General features: G+C 60.9%; 22 protein-coding genes and 2 pseudogenes. 15 read left to right on the forward strand and 9 right to left on the reverse strand.

Features of this window, described 5'->3' with window-relative positions:
* Window positions 1–4: 4 nt before the first annotated feature.
* The 8 genes and pseudogenes from QMO80_RS32600 (at window position 5) to traR (ending at window position 8,284) form a co-directional block, all read left to right on the forward strand.
* Window positions 5–946, forward strand: coding sequence for an ABC transporter permease (locus QMO80_RS32600; protein ID WP_127758520.1), 942 nt, complete (start codon window positions 5–7; stop codon window positions 944–946).
* Window position 947: 1 nt separating this feature from the next.
* On the forward strand, window positions 948–1,829 hold the full coding sequence (locus QMO80_RS32605) for an ABC transporter permease (RefSeq protein WP_127758519.1): 882 nt from the start codon (window positions 948–950) through the stop codon (window positions 1,827–1,829).
* A 1-nt stretch (window position 1,830) separates the two neighbouring features.
* Window positions 1,831–2,853, forward strand: a complete 1,023-nt coding sequence (locus QMO80_RS32610) for an ABC transporter ATP-binding protein (RefSeq protein WP_127758518.1) — start codon at window positions 1,831–1,833, stop codon at window positions 2,851–2,853.
* Window positions 2,850–3,863: an ABC transporter ATP-binding protein gene (locus tag QMO80_RS32615; RefSeq protein WP_127758517.1), complete on the forward strand. Its 1,014-nt coding sequence runs from the start codon at window positions 2,850–2,852 to the stop codon at window positions 3,861–3,863. Before QMO80_RS32610 ends, QMO80_RS32615 begins: the two co-directional genes overlap by 4 nt.
* 247 nt (window positions 3,864–4,110) lie before the next feature.
* Window positions 4,111–4,624: pseudogene (locus tag QMO80_RS32620) on the forward strand (glutamate dehydrogenase); the annotation flags it as partial.
* A gap of 77 nt (window positions 4,625–4,701) precedes the next feature.
* Complete coding sequence (locus QMO80_RS32625; protein WP_127758516.1) at window positions 4,702–6,345, forward strand: MFS transporter; 1,644 nt, start codon at window positions 4,702–4,704, stop codon at window positions 6,343–6,345.
* Between the two features lie 503 nt (window positions 6,346–6,848).
* A complete protein-coding gene (locus QMO80_RS32630; RefSeq protein ID WP_164865580.1) occupies window positions 6,849–7,355 on the forward strand; it encodes a UPF0262 family protein in 507 nt (168 codons plus the stop codon).
* 179 nt (window positions 7,356–7,534) lie between these two features.
* Window positions 7,535–8,284, forward strand: a pseudogene (traR, locus tag QMO80_RS32635) (transcriptional regulator TraR).
* Here traR and QMO80_RS32640 read toward each other — a convergent pair.
* From QMO80_RS32640 to traA, 5 genes are all read right to left on the reverse strand, one after another.
* The gene (locus tag QMO80_RS32640; protein ID WP_369685960.1) at window positions 8,244–8,555 is read right to left on the reverse strand and encodes a transcriptional repressor TraM; all 312 of its coding nucleotides are present in this window, start codon (window positions 8,553–8,555) and stop codon (window positions 8,244–8,246) included. The pseudogene traR and the gene QMO80_RS32640 overlap by 41 nt on opposite strands.
* Window positions 8,556–8,866: 311 nt before the next feature.
* Window positions 8,867–9,496, reverse strand: coding sequence for a TraH family protein (locus QMO80_RS32645; protein WP_283201837.1), 630 nt, complete (start codon window positions 9,494–9,496; stop codon window positions 8,867–8,869).
* Between the two features lie 17 nt (window positions 9,497–9,513).
* A complete protein-coding gene (locus QMO80_RS32650) occupies window positions 9,514–10,776 on the reverse strand; it encodes a conjugal transfer protein TraB (RefSeq protein ID WP_283201838.1) in 1,263 nt (420 codons plus the stop codon).
* Window positions 10,745–11,275 carry a conjugative transfer signal peptidase TraF gene (traF, locus tag QMO80_RS32655; RefSeq protein ID WP_283201839.1) on the reverse strand — a complete coding sequence of 177 codons (531 nt, stop codon included), beginning with the start codon at window positions 11,273–11,275 and terminating at the stop codon, window positions 10,745–10,747. Before traF ends, QMO80_RS32650 begins: the two co-directional genes overlap by 32 nt.
* Window positions 11,272–14,574, reverse strand: a complete 3,303-nt coding sequence (gene traA / locus QMO80_RS32660; protein ID WP_283201840.1) for a Ti-type conjugative transfer relaxase TraA — start codon at window positions 14,572–14,574, stop codon at window positions 11,272–11,274. Before traA ends, traF begins: the two co-directional genes overlap by 4 nt.
* A gap of 245 nt (window positions 14,575–14,819) precedes the next feature.
* On the opposite strand from traA, the gene traC reads away from it, so the two are divergent.
* From traC to traG, 3 genes are read left to right on the forward strand one after another with little or no spacing between them, the layout of a single operon-like run.
* The gene (gene traC, locus QMO80_RS32665; protein ID WP_127758571.1) at window positions 14,820–15,116 is read left to right on the forward strand and encodes a conjugal transfer protein TraC; all 297 of its coding nucleotides are present in this window, start codon (window positions 14,820–14,822) and stop codon (window positions 15,114–15,116) included.
* A gap of 4 nt (window positions 15,117–15,120) precedes the next feature.
* On the forward strand, window positions 15,121–15,336 hold the full coding sequence (gene traD, locus QMO80_RS32670; RefSeq protein WP_127758572.1) for a type IV conjugative transfer system coupling protein TraD: 216 nt from the start codon (window positions 15,121–15,123) through the stop codon (window positions 15,334–15,336).
* On the forward strand, window positions 15,323–17,251 hold the full coding sequence (gene traG / locus QMO80_RS32675; RefSeq protein ID WP_127758573.1) for a Ti-type conjugative transfer system protein TraG: 1,929 nt from the start codon (window positions 15,323–15,325) through the stop codon (window positions 17,249–17,251). The genes traD and traG overlap by 14 nt, the downstream gene beginning before the upstream one ends.
* 6 nt (window positions 17,252–17,257) lie before the next feature.
* On the opposite strand, the gene QMO80_RS32680 is transcribed toward traG, so the two are convergent.
* Window positions 17,258–17,485 (reverse strand): hypothetical protein, encoded by a 228-nt coding sequence (locus QMO80_RS32680; protein WP_127758574.1) that lies wholly within the window; start codon window positions 17,483–17,485, stop codon window positions 17,258–17,260.
* Window positions 17,486–17,734: 249 nt separating this feature from the next.
* Between QMO80_RS32680 and QMO80_RS32685 the strand changes: the two genes are divergently transcribed.
* Together QMO80_RS32685 and QMO80_RS32690 are read left to right on the forward strand one after the other, a co-directional pair.
* Window positions 17,735–18,013, forward strand: coding sequence for an HU family DNA-binding protein (locus QMO80_RS32685; RefSeq protein ID WP_283201841.1), 279 nt, complete (start codon window positions 17,735–17,737; stop codon window positions 18,011–18,013).
* Window positions 18,014–18,166: 153 nt separating this feature from the next.
* A complete protein-coding gene (locus QMO80_RS32690) occupies window positions 18,167–18,424 on the forward strand; it encodes a WGR domain-containing protein (protein ID WP_283201842.1) in 258 nt (85 codons plus the stop codon).
* Window positions 18,425–18,542: 118 nt separating this feature from the next.
* Here QMO80_RS32690 and QMO80_RS32695 read toward each other — a convergent pair whose 3' ends face one another.
* Window positions 18,543–19,535, reverse strand: a complete 993-nt coding sequence (locus tag QMO80_RS32695; protein ID WP_283201843.1) for a DMT family transporter — start codon at window positions 19,533–19,535, stop codon at window positions 18,543–18,545.
* Between the two features lie 92 nt (window positions 19,536–19,627).
* Between QMO80_RS32695 and QMO80_RS32700 the strand changes: the two genes are divergently transcribed.
* A complete protein-coding gene (locus QMO80_RS32700; protein ID WP_283201844.1) occupies window positions 19,628–20,098 on the forward strand; it encodes an Lrp/AsnC family transcriptional regulator in 471 nt (156 codons plus the stop codon).
* 242 nt (window positions 20,099–20,340) lie between these two features.
* On the opposite strand, the gene QMO80_RS32705 is transcribed toward QMO80_RS32700, so the two are convergent.
* On the reverse strand, window positions 20,341–20,499 hold the full coding sequence (locus QMO80_RS32705) for a hypothetical protein (RefSeq protein ID WP_283201851.1): 159 nt from the start codon (window positions 20,497–20,499) through the stop codon (window positions 20,341–20,343).
* A gap of 326 nt (window positions 20,500–20,825) precedes the next feature.
* On the opposite strand from QMO80_RS32705, the gene QMO80_RS32710 reads away from it, so the two are divergent.
* Window positions 20,826–21,863, forward strand: coding sequence for an IS110 family transposase (locus QMO80_RS32710; RefSeq protein WP_283201846.1), 1,038 nt, complete (start codon window positions 20,826–20,828; stop codon window positions 21,861–21,863).
* A gap of 382 nt (window positions 21,864–22,245) precedes the next feature.
* Here QMO80_RS32710 and QMO80_RS32715 read toward each other — a convergent pair whose 3' ends face one another.
* Window positions 22,246–22,557, reverse strand: a complete 312-nt coding sequence (locus QMO80_RS32715; protein ID WP_283201845.1) for a DUF736 domain-containing protein — start codon at window positions 22,555–22,557, stop codon at window positions 22,246–22,248.
* Between the last annotated feature and the right edge of the window lie 407 nt (window positions 22,558–22,964).

Consider the following 22,964-nt stretch of genomic DNA (forward strand, 5'->3'; position numbering starts at 1 on the left):
AGCCATGGTCTACTACATCCTTCGAAGGATGGTTTCGGCCATCGCCGTCATGGCGATGGTCGGGGCGTTCATCTTCCTTCTTCTTAGGCTGGCGTCGGGGGATCCGGCAGCGATCCTTGCTGGGCCCATGGCCACAGACGAAATGATCGCTGGTATCCGCGATCGCCTCGGCTTTAACGAGCCGCTGCCGATCCAGTTTGTACAGTGGGCAACCAGTATCCTTAGCGGCGATTTCGGGACCTCAATCTTCTCGGGGCGCCCCGCTATCGAGCTTCTTTCGATGCGGTTGGAGCCGACGCTCTCGCTGTCGATGCTGACTATGATCCTTTCAGTTGTGCTCGGGATCTCGTTGGGCATGCTTGCCGCATGGCGACCTAACGGTTTCATCGATCGCTTCCTTACCGCTTTCTCAGCGATCGGGTACTCGGTTCCGGTCTTCGTGTTTGGTTACGTTCTCATTTACGTGTTCGCAATTCGAACAAACTGGCTCCCAGTGCAAGGTTACGCGCCGATCGACAGCGGCCTGTGGCCTTGGTTTTCGCACCTCATTCTTCCGACACTGGCGTTGGGGCTTGCATATATTGCGTTCATTGCCCGAGTGACCCGAGCAAGCATGCTTGAGGTCCTGTCGGAAGACTACATGCGGACGGCGGCCGCCAAAGGCGCTTCGTCCTATGCCATGCTTTTTCACCACGCCCTAAAGAATGCAGGCGTTCCGATCCTGACAGTCATCGGTTTGAGCTTCGCCTATCTTATTGGTGGGGTCGTCCTCACCGAAACGGTGTTCAATATACCCGGCGTCGGTCGGCTCGTGGTCGACGCGATCAACAATCGCGACTATCCAATCATCCAGAGCGTCCTGATCCTGACTTCAGGATTGTACGTCGTCATCAATCTCGCGGTCGACCTTGCCTACACCCTTATCGACCCCCGGATCCGGTACTGATATGACGTTGTCTTCTCCCAAGCTTGAGACTGTGACGGCCACTCCATCAAGGCTCAATAGTCTGGCCCGTCTCGCAAGACGGCATCCCCTGGTCTTCATTGGGGGTGGCCTCCTGCTGCTCCTGATTGTTCTGGCGTTGGCAGCGCCGCTTTACGCGGGCAATCCAGTGGAAATGGATCCCTTTAAGCGGCTTCAACCGCCTTCAGCAGAATTGTGGTTTGGCAGCGACAATCTTGGCCGCGACGTGTTTGCCCGAACGATTTTCGGCGCTCGTATTTCTCTTGTGGTCGGACTGACGGCGGCTGGATGCGCGGCTTTGTGTGGTCTTCTGATTGGCATAGTCGCCGGATACAACCGCCCGTTCGATAACATCATGATGCGCGTTATGGACGGCCTGATGTCGATCCCGACGATCTTGCTGGCCATTGCCCTCATCTCTCTTACCGGTCCTGGCCTCGGAATTCTCATTGTTGCTATAGCGATCCCCGAGACGCCAGCCGTCGCGCGCCTGGTTCGCTCAGTGGTCCTCAGCGTTCGCGAGCGTCCATATGTTGAGGCCGCTCTCTGTGGAGGCGCGCGATTACCCAAGGTGCTGTGGCGACATATTCTCCCGAGCACAATTCCCTCGCTTATGGTGCAAAGCGCCACGGTATGCGCCAGCGCTATTTTGACCGAAGCCGGGCTGAGCTTCCTGGGCGTCGGCGTGCCTCCCGAAATCCCCAGCTGGGGCAACATGATTTCAAGTTCTCGACTTTATCTCGCGATTGCCCCACTGACCATCTTCGCCCCTGGGATCTGTCTCGCGATCACGGTCCTTGCCGTAAATCTCCTCGGCGATGGCCTGCGCGACATGTTCGATCCGCGCGCGAAACGGAGGCGCTGAGATGCTGGTGCAAGACTCATGGGCGCATCGTACAATCGAGAAGGACGTGCTTCTGGATGTTCGAGATCTCGAGACCCACTTCTTCGGTGAAGAGAGCGTCACCCGCGCCTTGGGCGGCGTAAGCTTTCAGGTGAAGAAAGGCGAAACGCTCGGCGTTGTTGGCGAATCCGGCTGCGGCAAGAGCGTGACGGCTCTGTCCATTCTGCGCCTGCTGCCGAAGCTGTCCGCCAGGACGGTGGGCGGCGAGGTTCGCTTCCATGGCCAGAGCCTCCTGGATCTGTCCGAGCGGGAAATGCGAAAGATCCGCGGCGACAAGATCGCGATGATCTTCCAAGATCCGATGACGAGCCTCAATCCTGTTTACACGGTCGGCCGTCAGATTGCAGAAGCGGTGGAAATTCATACCGGTGCCTCCCGTTCGGAGGCGTTGTCAAAGGCTGCAGAGATGCTGCGCCTTGTCCGCATTGCGGACCCCGAGCGCCGCGTGAACAACTACCCCCATGAGATGTCCGGCGGCATGCGCCAGCGCGCCATGATCGCCATGGCGCTCGCTTGCTCACCCGAACTCCTGATCGCTGACGAACCGACGACGGCGCTTGATGTCACAATTCAGGCGCAGATCCTGCGGCTGATCGTCGAGCTGAAGGAGCGCACGGGAACCGCGGTAATGTTCATCACCCATGATCTCGGCGTCGTCGCCGAGACCTGCCAGCGCGTGATCGTGATGTATGCCGGCCGCATCGTCGAGCATGCAACGGTGACGGATCTCTTCGCCAGGCCAATGCATCCATACACCAAGGCTCTCATGCGCTCGGTCCCCGACAGGCGACGCGGGAAAGAGCGCCGCCTGCCGGAGATCCCCGGAATCGTGCCGAGCCTGCGCGAGCCGATTGCCGGGTGCAGCTTTGCGGCGCGTTGTCCGTTCGCCACTGATGTTTGTCGAGGGAAGGCGCCTGTACTTGAAGACTACGGCGCAGATCACGCAGCAGCCTGCTGGCATGTCGAGGAGGTAGTGAGCGCATGAGCGGTCCCCTATTGAAAGTCGAAAAACTGGTCAAGCACTATCCGCTCGGTGGAGGCATCTTCAATAGAGATCCACTGGTTGTGCGAGCGGTCGAGGATGTCTCCTTTTCTGTTGAGGCAGGCGAGACCCTCTGCATTGTCGGCGAATCCGGTTGCGGCAAGTCGACAATCGCAAGGCTGCTGATGCGGCTCATAGACCCGACGGATGGCCGCGTGCTGCTCGATGGAACCGACATTGCGAGCCTCAACAAAGACGAGGTTCGGTATTGGCGTCGTCGGATGCAGATGGTATTTCAGGACCCCTATTCGTCGCTGAACCCACGGCTCACGGCCGGACAAATCATCACGGAACCGGTTGAGAACTTTGAGCGTCTGGACCGGAAGAAGCGCGATGCACTGGCTGCTGAGTTACTGCAAAAGGTAGGTCTGGCGCCTGAGATCATGCATAGGCTTCCGTCCGAATTATCGGGCGGTCAGCGCCAAAGGCTTGGGATTGCGCGCGCGCTATCGCTCAAGCCGGCGATCATCATCGCCGACGAAGCAGTTTCGGCTCTCGACGTTTCCGTGCAGGCCCAGATCCTGAACCTTCTCATGAACCTTCAGGAGGAGTTGGGGATAGCTTTCGTCTTCATCTCGCACGACCTTGGCGTCGTGGAGCATATCGGCCATCGTGTGGCGGTCATGTATCTGGGACGGATTGTGGAACTGGCAACCTGCGAGGCGCTGTTCACCAAACCGGTTCATCCCTACTCCGAAGCGTTGATCGCGGCTGCTCCGGTGCCCGACCCTACGCAGGTTCGGTCAGGGGAGGTTTTGGAAGGCGAGGTCCCAAGCCCAGTCAATCCGCCGCGCGGGTGCGCATTTCACCCGCGCTGTCCCCTCGCGATCGAGCGCTGCGGGATCAACGTGCCACCTTTGGTGCCGATGGCAGACGGGCGTGTCGTGGCATGTCATGTGCGTGCTCCTGTTGCAGACATTCCTGCGCAGCCGGCTATGGCGGTACGTTCATGAACTTAGGCTGAGGTCCCAGCTGAGATACCTAAAGTTCTCAATGCAGGCCACCTGCACCGGTGGCCTGCACAACGGAAATTCGTCTTCCGGTAACAGATATATTCTGCTGCGTCGCAGCAATACTTAGGAGCTTGAGAAAGACACAAGAAATGCAGCCTAAAGGTCCGCATTCAGCCGCTTCGACTACCCTGGCTCCTCGTAGGAACCGGACGTTTCGCGCGATCTGCGAGTTCCGCCGCGCCAAACCTCGTTTCCCGGCGATATGATCGGCATCGAGCAGCCTTGCGACGTCCTCATTCCTGCGGCGATGGAAAACGCTATCCATGCAGGCAATGCCGAGCGCATCAAAGCAAACCTCGTCGTCGAAGCCGCGAACGGTCCGGTGACCTTCGAGGCCGACAAGGTCTTGCGCGCCCGCGGCGTCACCGTCCTTCCGGATCTCTACGTCAATGCCGGCGGCGTTGTCGTCAGCTACTTCGAGTGGGTAAAGAATCTGACGCATATTCCTTTCGGCCTAATGGAGCGGCGCAACCAAACGATTGCCGCGGCGCTAGAAGGCATGACCGGCAAGGAATTCTCCGCCGATATCCGGGACGAGTTCCTCGAAGGCGCCGCTGGAATCGATCCTGTTCGTTCCGGACTGGAAGACGTCATTCGCAGCACGTGGGGGCGCACCGGCGAACTGATCGAGCAGCAACCGGAACTCGGTGAACTGCCGCCTAGCCATCCGGCAGATCGCCGATGCCTATGAGGCCATATGAGCTCTCCCGACAAGACGTCACTTGCACGTTGGAGCGTCTACTCGGGAGAACGCGTCAGTTATCAGGATAGCATAGTTATGCAGTGTGAAGATCCACATTCGGCCGTTTCGCCCACCCTGGCTCCGCTCCGGAACCCGGCATTTCGTGCGATCTGGACAGCAACGCAGATCTCCAGCCTCGGATGGCTCATGCAAACCACGGCGATCAGCTGGCTGATGGCGACGATTTCGGCTTCCGATCTGATGGTCGCGCTGGTTCAGGCTTCGTCGACGCTGCCCGCCTTCTTCCTGTCCATTTTGGCCGGCGCCATTGCCGACAGCTTTAGCCGCCGCGGAGTTATGCTCGCCGGTCACTTTCTGATCGCTTTGGCCTCCCTGACACTGGCGATCTCTGTTGCGCTGGGCCTCCTCAGTCCATGGCTGATCCTGGGATTGGTATTTCTCGCCGGATGCGGCTTTGCCTTGAACGATCCGGCCTGGCACGCCTCGGTCGGCGACATTCTGGAGAAGCGCGACATCCCGGCCGCGGTCACCCTGATGTCGGTCGGCTACAATATCGTTCGAAGCACCGGTCCGGCCATTGGCGGCGCGATCCTGGCCTTCTTCGGACCGCTGGCCGCTTTCGTCCTGGCGGCGCTGAGTGACCTGGTGCCGCTTACCGCGATCGCCCGCTCGAAATGGCACGTGCCCTCATCTTCGCTGCCGCGCGAGCGCGTGGTTACGGCCATTCAGGATGGACTGCGCTTCACCGCGATGTCCTCGGAAATCAAGGCGGCAATCGCGCGCGGGGCGTTGTTCGGCGTGGCAAGCATTTCCATCCTCGCGCTGCTGCCGTTGATAGTCCGGGATCATCTGGCGGGCGGGCCGATCGTCTATGGAGCGCTGCTAGCCGCTTTCGGCGTCGGTGCCTTTTCCGCCGGTTTGAGCAGCAGCTATCTGAGACGGGTCGTGCCTCAGGATCGGTTGATCGCACTTGCCTCGGTCGCCTGCGCGGCATGCTGCTTTCTGCTCCCGCTGACGACATTGATCCCCATTACGGCGCTTGCGCTGGCCATCGGCGGCGCCGGCTGGCTGCTGACTTGGACTGGCGTTGACGTTGCGATTCAGCTGTCGAGCCCAAGGTGGGTCGTCGGCCGGACACTTTCGATCTACTACGCCCTCTCCTATGGTGGCATGGCTGCCGGGAGCTGGATCTGGGGCGCTGTCGCGCAAAGCTACTCCCTGACCATCGCCTTCGAGGGCGCCGCCGTGGTTCTGCTGCTCGTGGCCGCCGCAGCATTCGTGCTGCCGATCGAGCTGTGGGAAGAATCCGAGAAAGAAGCGTCGGAGTTCATACCGCCGTCGCTCGCACTCGACCTGACGCCGAGAAGCGGACCTATCGTCGTCAAAGTCGAATACGCCATTGGCGAGCAGGATCTTGAGGCTTTTCTCGAGTGCATGCGCGAGCGGCGGCGCATCCAGAGCCGGGCGGGGGCACGAAACTGGACGCTCAATCGCAACCTCCTGGTCCCCACTCTGTGGACGGAGACGTTCCGGACGCCGACCTGGACGGACTATCTTCGCCTGAACCATCGGCTATCGCCAAGCGATAAAGAGCTCAGCGAGCGGCTTGCCGCCTTTCATGATGGTGTTGGCGCACCTGAGACCGTGCTGGCGATTGAACGAGGGACAACCCCGGCCCGCGCCCGCAGCCAGCCTATAACCCGCGTCTCGCGTCCCTGAGGTGCTGAGATGCGGCAGAACATCAGACATTGCCAGTATCTGCACCCTGTGCGCTTAAGCGGCGGGTTTGCTGAAACCTCGACGATTGTCTTGGGTCAGCATCGATCGAAGGAAATTCCCGACCTGCGAGCGCCAATTTCCCCGGCCACGCAGGTCACTTGGCTGCCGTCGAACAGGTCCCGGCGGCGGCCGCTTTTTCTTCGATTTGCAATCGTGTCCTTGCCCCCGCCTGCTCGCCGGTGACACTCACGGGGCCGCGACAAGACGATCTCCGCGGCCACGATGGCGGTCGGAAGAGAGTGCGCAGCGATGAGAACCGTCCCCGGTTTCCGCATCGAGTTCGGGGAACGAGGTTTTCGAAAAGATTTTCCTTTTGCCCAGCCTCCCAGGGCAAAGTGGCTGTTGTCGGCCTCGTTCCGGCGGCAGCCACGTCTTTCGACACTGCAAAAAAAACGCGATCGCGTAGTCGACACTATTCGGGGAGGCCTTGCGCGATGAGCTGCATGAGCTCCACGCCATCGCGGTTTCGGCTTTCAGCGATTTCTCTGGAGCGGCCCTTCAACCGCCGCACGGATGCAGCAAAGAAACACGAACATGCTGTCGCCATTTCCGACGTCCTCCACAACAATCGCTTTGCGCCGGTCGAACATTGCGGCGGCCCCTACCGGCTACACCTCGAACTGGTGGTCAGGCGACTGGTGCTCACCGTCACCACAGAGAACGGCGCGCCCGTCCTGTGCCATCACCTCTCGCTGACGTCATTCCGCCGGCTGTTCGGGGACTACCGGATCGTCTGCGAGAGCTTTGCCAATGGCGCAACGCGGCTGCCGCCCGGTCGGCTTGAAGCCATCGACATGGGACGCCGCGCCATTCACAACGAAGCGTCCGCCCTGCTCAGAGAGCGCCTCATGTCAAAGGTCGAGATCGATCAGGAGACGGCCCGACGGCTGTTCACGCTGATCCATCTCATGGTCTCGCAGAACACTAAATTAAGGAGCCCAGGAACGTGAACGCCAAGGCTACTAGCGCAATCGCCTTCTTCTTTTTTTCTCCTGCTTTTGAGACAGCACACTGTCCGACCGGCCGCCTGTGGTCGCGGGATACCGGAAGCGGAAACAGTTGCCCCATTGATCGCCTGGGTAAAACACCCGCCGGACAAAATGGGCACCGCAAATGACGGAGACGCATGATGCAGAATTGGATCGAGAGGCTAACTGATCTCGCTGCCCTTCGCGGCGATCAACACATGCTGAAGGAGGCCCTACAAAGCTTCGCCGGGCGCATGGGTTTTGGCGGCTATGCCTATCTCAATATGCAGTCGGGCCATTGCCATGCCCACTCGAACTATCATCCGGAATGGCAAGCCGAATATTTCAGGCGGAGGTTCAACAAGCTTGATCCGGTCATCAAGCGCGCGCAAACGCTGAAGCGGGCCTTCGTCTGGAGCAGCGCTTCGGACGTACGGAGGCTTTCGGAGGAAGAGCGGTCATTTTTCTCGCTCGCCGCAGACTTCGGCATACGATCAGGCGTCACGGTTCCGGTCAGAATAGCGCACGGCGGGTAGGCACTGTTCACGCTTGCCTCGGACAAGCAAGCGATCGATATCGATCGCGAAATCGATCCGGTGGCAGCCGCGGGCGCGGTCGGACAACTCCACACCCGCATCCAGTTCGCCGATTCAAGGCCCAGCGGCACGGATACAAAAAATGTCGACCCCGAGGGGGCTACGTTTCTCGGCTGGATTGCCGATGGCAAGACGATGGAAGAGATGGCCGATCTCGAAGGCGTCAAATACAACAGCGTGCACTCCAAGATCGAAACCCTGCGGAAGCGGTTCGAGGTGCACACGATCGCGCACCTGACCGCGCAGGCGATCCGCAGGGAAACTGATCTGAGGATCAGTTCGCCGGCACCTTGGGAATATAGCCGAGAATGTTGATCAGCGTGTTCGTTGCGTACATCAGGGCGTGCATGTCAATGCAGGCCCTGATGTAGTCGAGATGCTGCTCACTGCCGATCATCTCTGGAATCTGGTCTTCTTCGGGCAGTGCCTGGAAGTGTTGATCAGCCTTTTTCACCAGGATGCGGTGGGTTCGGATGGCCTCCACGGTCAGAAGCTCCAACTGAGGTTGGGGAAGTCCGTTCGTGAGCCCGTACAGGGCGAATTTCAGGTTTCGCTTGCAATGCAACCGCTTCCAGTCCCATTTCAATCTCCCGGCTTGTCTGCGGTGCGCCCCCGCAAACGTTAATCCCTGATCCCAAGCCGGGGGTTGGAAACTGTGCTAGACAGTCCTGCGACCTTTAGCACCGGAGTACCTTGACATGCGTCACAGGCCCCCGGCCAAACGGTCAGAGGATTTGATGTCGCATCGGCCGACATCAACCGCTAGCAGGAGTTTCCACACCCCCGGACAGCGCGTACTGCCCTACCCGCCCTTATAGAGGGCGAAATCAATTTTCGCCAGTGCAAACAGGCGGATAATTGCCGTTGGCATGGTGCAAATTTGGCACTCTCGCAGACTCATTTCGCACCGATGCCGGACAGGTCGATGCGGATGCCGGCCTTGTTCGGATCATCGTCGAGGGCGGCATCTTCGGCCGGAGCGCTCTTGTCATCCTCACCCGGCTCTTCCGCCCTCCCCGCATCATTGTTCACCGGTTCTTTTTCTTCGGGAGCGCCGACTTCGGCCTTGCCGGGATCCGGCGTGCGGAACACCGCCTCCCCCTCAAAATATCCCGTCTGCCAGGCGATGATCGCGTCCTCGAACACCTGGCTCACACCGTCTTTCCCGGTCGGATTGCCGTACCACCTCAAGACGATCCGGTAGACCCTGGCGAAGAGCGCGGTGCCCATGCGGAGATTGGCGCAGGCATCGACGAGATCGGGTGTCAGCGCGCCTGCCTCGAGCACGCCAAGCCCAGCAGGATATTGGGTGATGCCGACGCGCACGACATTGCGGCCGATATTCTGGCGGACCAGGTCCATCGCCGCTTCCGGCGTTGCGGGTTTGGGCACCAGGACGACTCGGCTGCCTGAGCGTACCGTGACCGCCAGCGGGTCATCCGAGCCGGCCTTGGCGATGAACATCTCGATGATCGCGGGCTTCAACCCGGGATCGGCGCATTGCTTGATCAGTGCCGCATCGACCATCGTATCTTCTCCATGTCTCAGATGTTGAATGCGGTGACGAGCGGCAGGCCGAACAGTCTGGCCCAGGCGGTGGTGCTCGCCTCTTGGATGGCGACGATTGAGGTGCCTGATGTCCACCACCCATTGCCGGCCGCGACGATGATGTCGGGCGAACTCAGCATCGACTGCAGGACGGGCCAGACAATGAGCTGTTCGTAGCAGATCAGCGGCGCGAGCCTCATGCCACCGAGCTCGACGACGGGGTTGGCAACGATATGCGCCCTGGCGCCGCCGCCCTCGCCCGTCCAGGCTTTCCAGGGTTGCCACATGGAACCCGGAACCGGCATCCGCTCACGATAGAGGATCTCCGCCGCTTGCGATGAGATCGCCACCAGCACATTGTCGTATCCATCGCCGTCGAGGACGGCCGCACCGGCGATGACGGTGAGGTTGCGGTCGCGTAAAGCCTCCCTCCACAGACGCTCCACGGTCGGTGTCCAGAAGCCGAGCGCGCTTTCGGCAAGGACGATGAAGCGGTCATCGTCGCCGGCGTTTCGGAGCACTGTGGCAATCAGGACTCGCTGGCGATCCAAAGATGTATCACGCCCAAGGCTTTGACCCAGATCCAGATCGACGCCCTTCCACCCCTCAGCTAGGCTCGGTGCTGTCCAGCTTGCGGCGGACCAGACCCAGACGCTCATCAAGGCGACGGCGGCTGCCGGCCAGTAGAGCGATGTCATCATCGCCAGTCCGGCAGCAGTCGCAAGCAAGCCCCACCATCCCCATCCTGGAAACAGCACGCCCGCCGCGGTGATCGGCTGCGCCCAGCCAGTGATACCGAAGGGCGGCAGCGCCATGACCACCGTTGCCGCCAGATACCGCACCGCGCGGGCTCGATCTGAATCGACCCTGCCCTCACGCGCCTCTTCCGGTCGCCTTTTCCCCGGCCGTCCCTTTCCCGGTCGCCCCCTGCCCGACGGACATGTCCAGGCCACCGCATTCACGAGGACAAAGGAGGCCGAGGCAGCGAGCCAGAGCAAAAGCCCAGGCCAGAGATCGGCGGCATAGAAGTTCGCCACACCTTGCGGCAGACCGCGTGAGGCGGCAAGGAAGTACCCCGCCGAGACTAGGGCCGCGACCAAACGCGACGGAGACGACGCCCAGGGCATGGGAAAAAGCATCGCGACCGGCAAAGCTAGCACGAAGCCGCTCCAGCCAACTGCACCGATGATGATCGCCAGCGCAATCAGAAGTGCGGCGCGTGAGCGCTCACGGATCGACGGTGAGGACCGGGCGGGCAAGCCCGAGCAATCCGGTTTCGGGGATCGGGCCAAAATATCGGGAATCATAGGAGCTCGCAAAACGGGAGTGCAGATAGAGCGTACCCGGCGGCACGATGCCCCCGGCAAAGGCTGTGAGCGGTCGACCGACGCCGTCGGTCCGGCGCAGGCACGAGGACGGCAGCAGCCTGCCGTCGATCCGGACCTCCTTGCCGATTTCAACATGCTGTCCAGGCAGCGCCGCCACGGATTTGATCAGCGGCGCGACGCCACCCGAGCAGAGGCCGCGGGCGAGATAAGAACGCCGGCGCGCCTCCTCGAATAGCGGTGCCTCCGGCGGGCAGACGAAGACCAGATCGCCGGCCGCAATCGCCCGGCTGGGACTCTCGATGCGCCACAGGCCGAGCGGCTCGCTCGGCGTCAGGTTCAGCCGAAAACCGCCAAGCCAAGCTGCGGCCGACAGAAGCGCGACAACCGTCGCCGATGCGCCGAGAACCATGATTGCCCGCCGCCGCGTCATTGTTTCAGGGTCGGGGTCTGGCGTTGAGTGAGGCGCAAATCCTCGGCCTGTTTGAGCGTCGCCGTGGTGCGCTCGTGGGCGGCCAGTTGCTGCGCCGTGCGCATCACCGGCCAGGCCTCTTTCAGGCTTTCCTTTTCGGCTGGCTGAAGGCCGGAGGCCATCTTGTCAAATAGCGGTCCATCGGGGTTGCGCGCGGCATTCGTCAGCAGTGTCCGCTCACCGAAGCGTTCGGAGACGGCCTTGTTGAAGCCGTCGATTTCAAGCTTGGCTTCGCGGTTGCTGATCGCATAGCCAAGGGCCGCGGGAAGATCGTTGCGGTCGATCGCGTCGCGGACGCGCTCCAGCACAGTGCGCGCTTCCGGCGACAGTGCCGGAATGTCGATCGACACGCGTTGACGCAGGGTCTTCTCCTCGCCCTCGATCCGCGCCCGGGCGGTCTCGCGCATCGTCAGATATTGCTCGATGTCGCGCTTCAGCGCCGGCACGTTGATCTCGGCGACGCGGCGCGCTTCGCGATCTGCCTTGCTCGCCAATAGGCCGGTCTTGCCGTTCAACGCGCCGATCGATGCCGGCTCGTCAACCAGTTTCTGCAGGGCCTGTTTGGCGGCATGACCGTCGGCCAGAACGGCTTCGAAGTTCATCGCCCGGAATGCCGTCTCAGGATCGGCAAACACGTAGCGGAAGCGAGTCGACACCTCCTCCCACTGGGCCTTCAGCTCCGGATCATCGCCAAGATTCTGGTCGATCGTTTCGCCGACCGAAAATGCGTGCTGTTTGACGCCGGCCACCATGGGCGCAAGCTCCTTCTTCTGTTTCGGGATGGAGGATTGGAAGAGCCCGAGACGCTCGCCGATGGCGCGCATCCGCCTGGTGAGATCGGCGAGCTTCTCTTTCTGCCGCAGCGTCCAGTCGAGCCGGTCGTGCACAAGCGTGCGCGCGACCTGGACGATGTGCAAGCCGCGGTTTTCCGCAAAAGAAAGCGCCTGGCGGTAGAGCGCACTATTTCGGTAATCGAGCGTCGTTTCCTTGGCATTGCGGCGAGACAGGACCTTTTCCAGCCCGCCATTGAGGCCGAAGGAGCGCTCACCGTAATAGACCTGCAAATCCTCGCGATGGCGTGTCATGGCGACATACGTCAGGTGACGATCGAGCGACAGCGACGCCAGCACCTTAACGCGATCTACGGTGGCGCCCTGGCTCTTGTGGATGGTCGTCGCATAGCCGTGATCGAGGTTGTTGTAGGCGCGCTGTTCGACGGCGACGTGACGCTGGTCTCGTCCTTCGCCGACCGAAACGATGACGCGGTTTGGTGCTGCCTGCATGACCTTGCCGATCATGCCGTTCTTGACGCCGAGGGTAGTGTCGTTCTTGAGGAAGACGATCTGATCGCCGGCATCGAATTGGCGCATGCCGTCGGCCGTTCGGAAGGCGTGCCCATCGCCGACGATCCCGCGCTCGACCAACGTGGCCCTGGCCATGTCGTTAAGCATGCGCACGTCGCGGCGCAGATGCGCGAGCATCAGCGTGGTCTTCGCAGGATCGTAATCGCGGTTCCAGTCGGCGATCAGCTGTTCGACCGCGTCAGCCTTCAGCGTCGATCCGTGCAGCCGGTCATGGGTGCCAAAGGCAACGAGTGCAGCAGCGACGTTACCGCGCGCCAGATCAAGGGAGGCAGCCCGCATCCAGTCTTCACGCTGGCGGTAGATCGTCTCGAGTTCGGCATAACCGATGCGATCGGCAATCGCCCGGAAGGCCGCACCGGCCTCGATCGGCTGCAACTGATCGGGGTCACCGACGAGAACCAATTTGGCACCCGCCCTGACCACGGCCTCGACAAAACCGGCCATCTGCTTTGAGGCGACCATGCCGGCCTCGTCCATGACGAAGATCGTCCTGGCATCAAGGCCGTGCCGACCGCGTTGCCAGCGCAGTTCCCAGGAGGAGAGCGTACGGCTTTGAATGCCGGCTTCCATCTCCAGTCCCTCGGCCGCCTTGCCCGCGAGCGCGCCACCAACGACGCGATAGCCAGCTGCTTCCCATGCTTCCCGCGCCGCCTTCATCATCGTGGTCTTGCCGGCGCCAGCGCGGCCGACGATCGCAGCGATCCGCACCGGAGCTGCGACATGCTCGATTGCGGTCTTCTGCTCATCCGAGAGACGCGCGTGGCGGGCGAATGTCGCCTCCAGCACTTGCCTCGGAACGCTGTGCGAGGTTTGCCGCGTGAGCCAAATAGCGCGATTGGCCATCTCCGCTTCGAGCGCGATCATCGCCCGCGTCGTATAGCGCGCCGGGACGCGTTCGCCGGTGGCAAAATCGATCGTGTCGCGCTGCAGGCGCAGCACCTCGGACTGTTGGAGAATGCGCGCCATCAACTGCTGGAAGAGGCTGGGATCGTCGACATAGCGATGCAGCACCTTGGCGATGTCTTGGTTGTTGAAAACGCTTTTCTCCCGCGTGATCAGGTCGAGCGCGGCCGTCGGATCGCGAAGGATGCGGCGGGTGTTCTCAGTGCGGCGCGCCTCGTTCAGTTTGAACCGTTCGAGCTCTGGCCGGACGCCTTGGCTCTCGGCCTTACGCTCGATCGCCTTGGCGCCAACGCCGAGGTGGATGGTCGGTTCGAGCTCGATACCCTGCTTCTCGTAGGAGCGACCATCGACCCGCAGCGAAATTCCGTTTAGCGCCAGATGATGATTCTGGCGCTCGAACCAGCCATCGCGGAGCGCATTGAACTCGGCAGCACCTCCGGCCCATAGTTCGTAGACGATTTTGCCCGCTTTGGTCTTCAGCGGCTGGCCGTCCTCGCCCGTCACCGCGACCTTCTTGGCCCCGAAACCGTCCTCGGCCAGCGGCCGCAATGTCGTCATCAGATGGATATGCGGATTGCCGGGATTGTCATGGTAGACCCAATCGGCAACCATGCCCTTCGACTGCACGTGTTTGTCGACAAAGTCGCGCACCAGCGCGATGTTCTGCTCGGCGGTCAGTTCGACCGGCAGTGCAATCGTCAGGTCCTTGGCGAGCTGCGCATCGGTGCGTTTCTCGAAGGCCTCGACACGGTTCCAGAAGGCTTCCGATGCGCCCGAAACCGCGCGATCGGCAATCAACGTCCGCGCCCAGTCCGGCGCATCGGCCGGCAGCGCAAACTCCTCGTGCAGCAGGCCCTGCTTTCGGGTGTAGTCGATCGTGCGCGCCTCGCGCTCGTAGTCCATTTTCGCGCAGTGCCGATAGGCCGCCGACAGCACGGAGCTGCGGCCTTCGCCGCGGCTGACGATGCTGACGGAGAAATGGGCAATGGCCACGGTGCGAGAAACTCCCGGTTCAGACCTCGTTCTCTCGTAAGAAGCGGCCCCGCCAGGGTGGCAAAACGAGACGTCGCGACAGCGACGTATAATTGCGCCCTTGGATCCGCTCTCATCGAGCGGCGGGATCATGCCGCAAAGCGTCGGCTTTGCCGACATGCAGATCTGCACCTTGGCCTGACGGCCCTTTCAGGGGAGTCTGTCGCTGCTGACGCACCACCAGAGACCGAGGAGTTGCAAACGGAATGAAGAAGCCATCATCGAAGATCAGGGAAGAAATCGCCCGACTGCAGGAACAGCTCAAAGCCGCCGAGACACGCGAGGCTGAACGGATCGGTCGTGTCGCACTGAGGGCGGGCCTGGGCGAAATCGAGATCGACGAGACCGAGCTACAGGCGGCGTTCGAGCAGGTTGCGCACCGGTTTCGCGGAGGCACCGGAGCGGCGACCGGGAAGAAAAATGCCGGTGATGGCAGGTCCAGTAGCGCATCGGCCGCGAAGGACGAGACTGGCGCGGCTCAGAGCAGCGCTGGCGAGGCTTGAGCGGATGGGGCGGACAATTGCGAACGATGCCCGGAAGAAGGACACCCGTGAGAAGATCGAGCTCGGTGGCCTGATCGTCAAGGCCGGGTTGCGCTACGAGAAACGAGCGCTGTTGCTCGGGCTGCTGATTGATGCGGCCGGACGCATTCGGGGCGATGACAGCGAGCGGGCGCGATTGACGGCGATCGGGACGGAGGCGTTCGGCCATGTCGCTGAATAGACTGTTGCTGGCCCTGCTGCCTGCGACGATCATGATCGGAGCAACCATCCCTGTTCCCGGGATCGAGCAGTGGCTCGCAGGCTTCGGCAAGACAGCGCAGGCGAAGCTCATGCTCGGTCGCGTCGGTCTGGCGCTTCCCTATGCGATCGCGGCCGGCGCCGGGTTGATTTTTTTGTTCGCGGCGAATGGTGCTGCGCACATAAAGGCTGCGGGCTGGAGCGTCGTGATCGGGAGTCTGGCCGTTGTGCTGGTCGCCGTCTTGCGCGAAACGATGCGGCTCCTTGGCATCGGCGCAAGCGTGCCAGTTGGCCAATCCGTCCTCTCCTATGTCGATCCATCGACCGCGATCGGCGCGGCCGCTGCGATGCTCTCCGGCATCTTCGCGCTGCGCGTTGCGGTCAGTGGCAATGGGGCATTTGCGAGAGCCGAGCCACGGCGGGTTCGGGGAAAACGCGCCGTCCATGGCGACGCCGACTGGATGAGCATGACGGAAGCGGCAAAACTCTTTCCGGAAAGCGGCGGTGTCGTCATCGGAGAGCGTTATCGCGTCGATCGCGACAGCGCAGGAGCAAGGTCGTTTCGCGCTGACAGCGTCGAGAGCTGGGGCACCGGTGGCAAGTCACCATTGCTCTGCTTCGACGGCTCGTTCGGCTCGTCGCACGGCATCGTCTTTGCCGGCTCCGGCGGCTTCAAGACGACATCGGTGACCGTGCCGACCTCCCTCAAATGGGGTGGCAGTCTGGTAGTGCTCGATCCGTCCAGTGAAGTTGCGCCGATGGTCATCGATCATCGCCGCAAGGCCGGTCGCAAGGTGATCGTGCTTGATCCGGAGACGCCGGCGATCGGCTTCAACGCGCTTGACTGGATCGGTCGTTTCGGCAGCACGAAGGAAGAGGATATCGTTGCGGTTGCCACCTGGATCATGACCGACAATGCGCGGGCGCCATCGGCGCGCGACGACTTCTTCCGGGCCTCCGCCATGCAGTTGCTTACCGCCCTGATCGCCGACGTTTGCCTCTCCGGCAATACCGACCAGAAGGAGCAGACACTGCGGCGCGTCCGCGCCAATCTCTCGGAGCCAGAGCCGAAGCTGCGCGAGCGGCTGACACGCATCTACGAAGGCTCGGAATCCTTGTTCGTCAAGGAGAACGTCGCGGTGTTCGTCAATATGACACCCGAGACGTTTTCAGGCGTCTACGCCAATGCTGTGAAGGAAACGCACTGGTTATCCTATCCGAACTATGCGGCGCTGGTCTCGGGCAACAGCTTCTCTACCGACGAGCTCGCAAACGGCGAGACCGACATCTTCATCGCGCTTGACCTAAAGGTGTTGGAAGCGCATCCGGGCCTCGCTCGCGTCGTCATCGGATCGTTCCTCAATGCGCTCTACAATCGCAATGGCGAGGTGTCAGGACGAACGCTCTTCCTGCTCGATGAAGTCGCCCGACTTGGCTATCTCCGCATTCTCGAAACCGCGCGCGACGCCGGCCGCAAATACGGCATCAGCCTGACGCTGATCTTCCAGTCGATCGGCCAGATACGCGAAGCCTATGGTGGCCGTGACGCTAGCTCGAAATGGTTCGAGTCCGCGTCGTGGATATCCTTTGCGGCGATCAACGATCCGGAGACGGCTGACTATCTGTCGAGACGCTGCGGCGAGACGACGATCGAGGTGGATCAGATGAGCCGCACCTCCCAATCGTCCGGTTCGTCGCGCTCGCGATCGAAGCAGCTGAGCCGCCGGCCCCTGATCCTGCCCTACGAGGTCATGCGCATGCGCGGCGATGAGCAGATCGTGTTCACCGCGGGTAACCCGCCGCTCCGCTGTGGCCGCGCGATCTGGTTTAGGCGTGAGGACATGAAGGCATGTGTGAAGCCGAACGCGTTCTTCCGCGATACCGCGCAGAAGCAGTGAGGTTCGTCAAGTCGCGTCAGTGGGCGCCTCATCCAGCAGCCCATCGAAGACTTCGAGCAGCGCGTTGGTGATCGCCTGCCCCAGAGCATTGCCGGCGGCCTGCACATCATCCTCCGTGCCGTCGCGCGCGGCCTGAGCAAGCTCGAAGCCCTGCTCGCCGACAATCTGTTTGGCGACTTCGATTGCCCAGAGACCGAAGTCGCCGCGGCTTCCGATTTGAATGGTATCGTCCATAGTGAACCCTCTGATGTCCTGGATTCGCCATACATTCTTGGCGCGGCAAATTCCAGTTGCCTCAGAGCGAGACTCTAGCTGGACGCGTCCGAAGCAATTTCGGATCGTTGACGGCAGCCGGAGAGGACGTTCGCCGGGCAGCTAGCTGTGGAAATAGGGGCGATTGTGAGGATTGCGTAGCGACGGAGCGGTGACATCAACGCTAACAGGTGGGAGTGTCTGCCGTCACACGAAGAGGGGCACAATGATATGACCACCACCAATGAAATCGCAGACAAAATCGCAGCTGACCATGGCCTGACGAAGGCGCAAAGCAAAACGATCGTCGAGGCCGTGTTCGCCGCAATCACGACCGCCGCCACATCCGGCGCCGAGACGTCGATCCCTTCGTTCGGGAAGTTCAAGGTGAAGGCAACGCCCGAGCGCGATGCGCGCAATCCGGCTACAGGCGCAATGATCAAGGTGGCAGCTGCGAAGAAGCTGACGTTCCAGCCTGCCAAGGCGCTCAAGGATGCGATGAACACGTAACCCGCGTCCGCGGGGCCGCGGCAGGTCACGGCAGATACCGCACCGGCGGCCCGATAGTCACGAGAGCGGCGTATCACTAATTTGAATCGATCCCGCAGGATCGATTCATAAGTCTCGTTGGACGATTGGGCGCAAATCTCCGATCGTGCCAGCATGATCGCGCAGCAGTATCAGCTCTATGTCGAACGCACCGACGCATCGAAAAACATGGCGCGCTACTACGTCATGGCGATCGAGGCGAACCTGTTCGGCGATGTCTGCCTTTCGCGTAAATGGGGCCGTATCGGTGCAAGGGGGCAGATGAAGATCCATCGGTTCGGCCGGGAGGAGGAAGCGGTTCAGCTGTTTCTCGATCTGCTGCGCCAGAAACGAAAGCGCGGCTATCGTCCGCGCACTTGGCTGCCAACATGAAATTGGCCCGCCGAAGCGGGCGATAACGCTTCATCGGTGTAACCGGTGTTCTGGGTCTCCTCCCATAGAATCGCCAGGCAGGATAATAAGGGCCCAGGAGCTCCGCCGGCCCGAGAGGTCATTGGCCGTCAAAAAAATCAGCAGTTCTGCGACGGCTGCCTCCGCTTGCGAACGTCGACTTTACCTCCGAGTGTCGGGCTCCGCCATAGGCCACCAGAACGGCCCCTACGAAATAAATCATCAGACCCGTCATTGTTGCCGGCGCGTAAGCTACGCGACCCTCAACGATCTGAAACAGAAAAACGAACAGTGGACCAAGCGCCGTGATCGCAGCCAGCGACAGGGTGGACATTAGCGATATCGCCTTTTGCATCGCAAAGACCGGGAACGCCATGATCGCGAATCCGACCACGATAACAGCGAGCAGCCCGCTAGGATCGACCGGACCTTTTCCATCAAGGCCGAGCCACGCGGCCGGGAGCGCCATCATTACGTAAAGCGGAAACCGCAGCCCGTATTGCGCAGCCGGTGCGATGCCGAGGCCGTCGAGCCTCTGGCTGTAGATCATCATTGCCGTGAGACTGATGGCAGACACACAGGTCAGCAGCAGTCCGGCCATGGCGGCAGTCCAGCCGCCTCTCACGAAGCCTGATTGTCCAAGGAGCGTGATCGCCGCCAGATAACCGACGCCGATCATTACAGCGATCAGGCCGACGCCTTCGAGCCGGTTGCGCAGCGGTGACGCTTCCGGTACTCGGCAAGCCGACGCAACAAGGACACTAATAGGTATCAGCCCTGAAAACACGGTGAAGACCACAGCCGGTTCGATCATTTGAAGCGCGAAGAAATATGCGAGCCAGACAAGGGCCGTCGAGAGGTTCAAACCGAACACACTGGCTCTGTTGGCCCATGCAGTTTTCAGTTGATCCGGGGTCCGCATTTTTGCCCAGATCAGCGTTCCGGCTGCTGTGAATCCGAAGACCGCCCCACCGATCAGGAACGAGTCATAGGCCTGAAATACGCCACCAAAAAAGACGGCTTGGACTGCTTCCAAGATCACAAAGGAAAAAGCCCAGATCAGGCCGCTCGTTGCATTGTTCATCATCACCACACCGATTTTCTACTTTGATACGGCAAAAATCGCGGATAAGGTGGCCAAAATATCCGAATTAATGGTGTTTTAGACCACAGGAGGCGCGGCATTTGGATGAACTGGACCTCCGCATCGTGGCCGTGCTTCAGGCAGACGGTGCGCTCACCAAGGCGGAGCTGGCAGAGGCGGTTGGCTCAACCCCTTCAACTTGCCTGCGGCGGGTCGCGGAGTTGCGGCGAACGGGCGTCCTGAAAGCCTGCGTCTATCTCGCGGACCCCGCCAAGCTCGGGCGCAGCATTCGGGCTGTCATTACTGTCACCAAGCGCAACCACACCAAGGATGTGCGGTCGTCCTTCGCGTCGCGCATTTCAGAGGAGCTCGCGATTACCCAGGCGTTCGGTGTCACTGGCGATCTGGACGCGGTGCTAATCGGGCATTTTGGCGACATGGAAGAATATCAGGCGCTCTGTGACCGCCTCTTCGACAGCGATCCCGACGTGGTCCGCTACACGACGCTGTTCGCCGTCGAGATCTATAAGGAGACGACGAAGATTGCGCCTCAAGACGCCGCCCCCAATTAATGGCGAGCCGCTGTGACAAAAATCCTGAGATAAAAGCGACACTTGCTTCCCTGACCATTGCAACGTTGAAGAGCAGACAGTTCCGCGAACCAGCAGTAACCGCCTGGCGCGAAGTTGCCGTCGCGCTCATCGCGCAGTCTCGAAAAGGATCAAGCATGAAGGGCAAGGTGCCTGCGAGATAGCGCGTCCTCATCGGCGCCGGCCGGTGTAAAAAATTGAGATATGTTTTGCAGGGGTAGCCCTCAGAAGGGCGGCTCTGCGTCGAGTCGCCCGTCCTGTTCGGCGACGATGATTGCCAGTTCAGCCTGAGCGTATTCAAGCTCGGCCTCGATCTGGCGGCGCTCTGCGATATCACAGGCGTTCTTCAATTCCATCCGCAGTTCTACGATGTGTTGTTCCATTGTCATCGTCTCATCTCCTTGAGTTCGTGAAAGACGAGACGGCGGGGCGGGAGGAGGTGACGGGGTCAAGGAGCGCGGCAGCGACCGGCGGAGCCGGCGCGTGGGGGTGCCGATTTTGTTGGAGCGGAGGTACGAAGCGGAGGCAAAATTGGGGGAACCGCGCGTCCTCTGACGCCGGCATTTCCTCCCGGCACACTAGCCCGATCTGAGCAGATGGGATAATCGGCTTGGTGCCCATCTTTGACGGTGAGGAGGTGCTGCGCTTCGAGTTGATGGTAGAACGTGGTCTGAGCAATCAGCCACAAGCATCAGAAAGGAAGCGCAGCATGAAGCATTATGCCGGTCTCGATGTTTCCGTAAAGGAGACTTCCGTTTGTATTGTCGATGAGAATGGGAAAGTCTGCCGGGAACGTAAGGTGGTCAGTCACCCGGAAGATCTCATCACACTTCTATCCGATCCGCAGTGGCGTATTGAGCGGATCGGTCTCGAAGCGGGTCCGCTATCTCAATGGCTGTTCGAGGGCTTGGCCAAGGTCGACCTTCCTGTGATCTGCATCGAAACCAGGCACACCAAGGCTTTCCTGAAGGCGCAGCCGAACAAAAGCGATCGCAACGACGCTCGTGGCATTGCCCAGATGATGCGCGTCAACCTGTTCCGGCCTGTCCATGTCAAAACCCTGACAAGCCAGAAGCACCGCGCACTGCTTACCGCGCGCAAACTTCTACAGGAAAAAGCAATAGCCATGGAAAACGACATTCGCGGGCTGCTCCGCAACTTTGGCCTCAAGGTAGGTGTTGTCGGAACGCCAAAATACGATGAACGCATTCGTGAGCTTCTCGATGGTCTGCCGGAGCTGATGGCAATTCTCGAACCACTGCTTGTCGCCAGGGCAAAGCTACGCGAAGAGTTCGTGAAGCTGGATCGCAAGGTGCGGGAAGCGGCAAAAACTGATCCTGTCTGCCGACGTCTGATGACAGTCCCTGGCGTTGGCCCAATCGTATCATTGGCATATGCTGCAACGATCGATATCCCAGCCCGTTTTCGCAATTCTCGCTCAGTCGGGGCAGCGCTGGGATTGACGCCAGTCCTCAATCAATCGGGAGAAAGTTGCCGGATAGGCCGCATCTCGCTGTGCGGAGATGGAATGATGCGAACTCTGCTCTTCGAAGCTGCACAGACGCTCCTGACAAGGGTCGCAAAATGGTCATGGCTGAAGGCCTGGGCCATGAATATTGCGAAACGACGCGGCGCCAAGAGGGCCATTGTTGCTCTGGCACGAAGAATCGCGGTGATTTTACATCGGATATGGAGTGACGGATCGGAATTCCGCTGGACGCGAGTCGCTTCGGATGCAGCCGCATAAACCGAAGTTCGTCGAGATTTAAAGTTCCGCCTGGCGGCGGAAGACGTCCTTCGCGGACGATGGGTGATGTGAGTTCGGGAATTGTCTTACTCCGAGGATACTGCATCCTCAGGATGTTGAGCAGATGGAACCACATCATTCTTCTGATCCCATGGTGGGAGAGCTTCAAAGCTTATCCCGGAGAGAAGCGCGGGCCGCGAACGACATCACAAACCGCACAGGCTGAAACTCGTAGGCGCTTGACCTCGCCACGCCGATTAGAGAAGACATATTCCGGTTCCGTATCGCACCGAAAAAGCCGGCGGCAGGCTCGATGCCTGCCGCCGGCTTGTCTCTATCGCCGGTTTGGGCCCCGCCTTGGCGGCGGGGCCTTGTCCCAGTCTCAGTCCCGGTTGGGGCGGGACCAGATCAGCTGGTAGCCGTCCTCGCCCTCGACCTCAGTCAGTGTTGCGTAGATCGGGGCGGGAAAGCTCGGGTCGTCAAGCTTGACCGAGAGGTAGTCGCGGTCGGTCTGCTCGGAGCGCTTCTGCCAGGCGGCGCCCAGCTCCACGGCCCCTGCGTAGATGCGGAAGTGCGGACCCTTGTCGGAGGGGGTTTCGACGCGGGCGATGCGAGCCTTGACGTTGAGAGCGAGCGTGCGGATCGAGCCGTTGAAGCCGTTTTCGGTGGTGGTGAAGGTGCCGATGGTTGCCATTGTCGTATTCCTTTGCTGTTTCGGGCCGCGCCCATCGCGGCCTCGATGGCTGTCGCAGGGATCGGGGACGATCGGACCGCACCTGTAAGGCCGAAATAAAATGGAGGGCGGCCAGGAGAAGCTTTGTTGTTCCGCGAGGAATGAGCGCGCAGCGCTCAGGGGAAGAAAGTTTTGGAGGGCCGTTGCGGGAAGACGATCGAGGCGAAGCCGGTCTTCGATCTGACATGCCTCATCGAGCCCGCGAAGGACGTGGCCTGGTGCAGTGGTCGAAGGGATATGGCAACGGCAGCCGATCCTCGAATGCCCATCCGAACGCCACAACGATCGGTCCACTGTCCTGTCCACACGCCAAGCCCAAGCCTGGCGGAACCACCGAGCGCGGGGCGTTGCATTGCCCGCTCTCCGCG

Source organism: Rhizobium sp. BT03, from assembly GCF_030053155.1.
In the GTDB taxonomy this organism is placed as follows: Bacteria; Pseudomonadota; Alphaproteobacteria; order Rhizobiales; family Rhizobiaceae; genus Rhizobium.

Coding starts and splice junctions, on each gene's coding strand:
- QMO80_RS32645 (WP_283201837.1), bottom strand. CDS start 9,496: ATGGTCGATGCGGCACTGATCAAGCAATGCGCCGATCCCGGGTTGAAG.
- QMO80_RS32680 (WP_127758574.1), bottom strand. CDS start 17,485: ATGGACGATACCATTCAAATCGGAAGCCGCGGCGACTTCGGTCTCTGG.
- QMO80_RS32600 (WP_127758520.1), top strand. CDS start 5: ATGGTCTACTACATCCTTCGAAGGATGGTTTCGGCCATCGCCGTCATG.
- traF (WP_283201839.1), bottom strand. CDS start 11,275: ATGACGCGGCGGCGGGCAATCATGGTTCTCGGCGCATCGGCGACGGTT.
- QMO80_RS32610 (WP_127758518.1), top strand. CDS start 1,831: ATGCTGGTGCAAGACTCATGGGCGCATCGTACAATCGAGAAGGACGTG.
- QMO80_RS32710 (WP_283201846.1), top strand. CDS start 20,826: ATGAAGCATTATGCCGGTCTCGATGTTTCCGTAAAGGAGACTTCCGTT.
- QMO80_RS32705 (WP_283201851.1), bottom strand. CDS start 20,499: ATGGAACAACACATCGTAGAACTGCGGATGGAATTGAAGAACGCCTGT.
- traC (WP_127758571.1), top strand. CDS start 14,820: ATGAAGAAGCCATCATCGAAGATCAGGGAAGAAATCGCCCGACTGCAG.
- QMO80_RS32615 (WP_127758517.1), top strand. CDS start 2,850: ATGAGCGGTCCCCTATTGAAAGTCGAAAAACTGGTCAAGCACTATCCG.
- QMO80_RS32625 (WP_127758516.1), top strand. CDS start 4,702: ATGCAGTGTGAAGATCCACATTCGGCCGTTTCGCCCACCCTGGCTCCG.
- QMO80_RS32715 (WP_283201845.1), bottom strand. CDS start 22,557: ATGGCAACCATCGGCACCTTCACCACCACCGAAAACGGCTTCAACGGC.
- traG (WP_127758573.1), top strand. CDS start 15,323: ATGTCGCTGAATAGACTGTTGCTGGCCCTGCTGCCTGCGACGATCATG.
- QMO80_RS32685 (WP_283201841.1), top strand. CDS start 17,735: ATGACCACCACCAATGAAATCGCAGACAAAATCGCAGCTGACCATGGC.
- QMO80_RS32605 (WP_127758519.1), top strand. CDS start 948: ATGACGTTGTCTTCTCCCAAGCTTGAGACTGTGACGGCCACTCCATCA.
- traD (WP_127758572.1), top strand. CDS start 15,121: ATGGGGCGGACAATTGCGAACGATGCCCGGAAGAAGGACACCCGTGAG.
- QMO80_RS32690 (WP_283201842.1), top strand. CDS start 18,167: ATGATCGCGCAGCAGTATCAGCTCTATGTCGAACGCACCGACGCATCG.
- QMO80_RS32630 (WP_164865580.1), top strand. CDS start 6,849: ATGAGCTCCACGCCATCGCGGTTTCGGCTTTCAGCGATTTCTCTGGAG.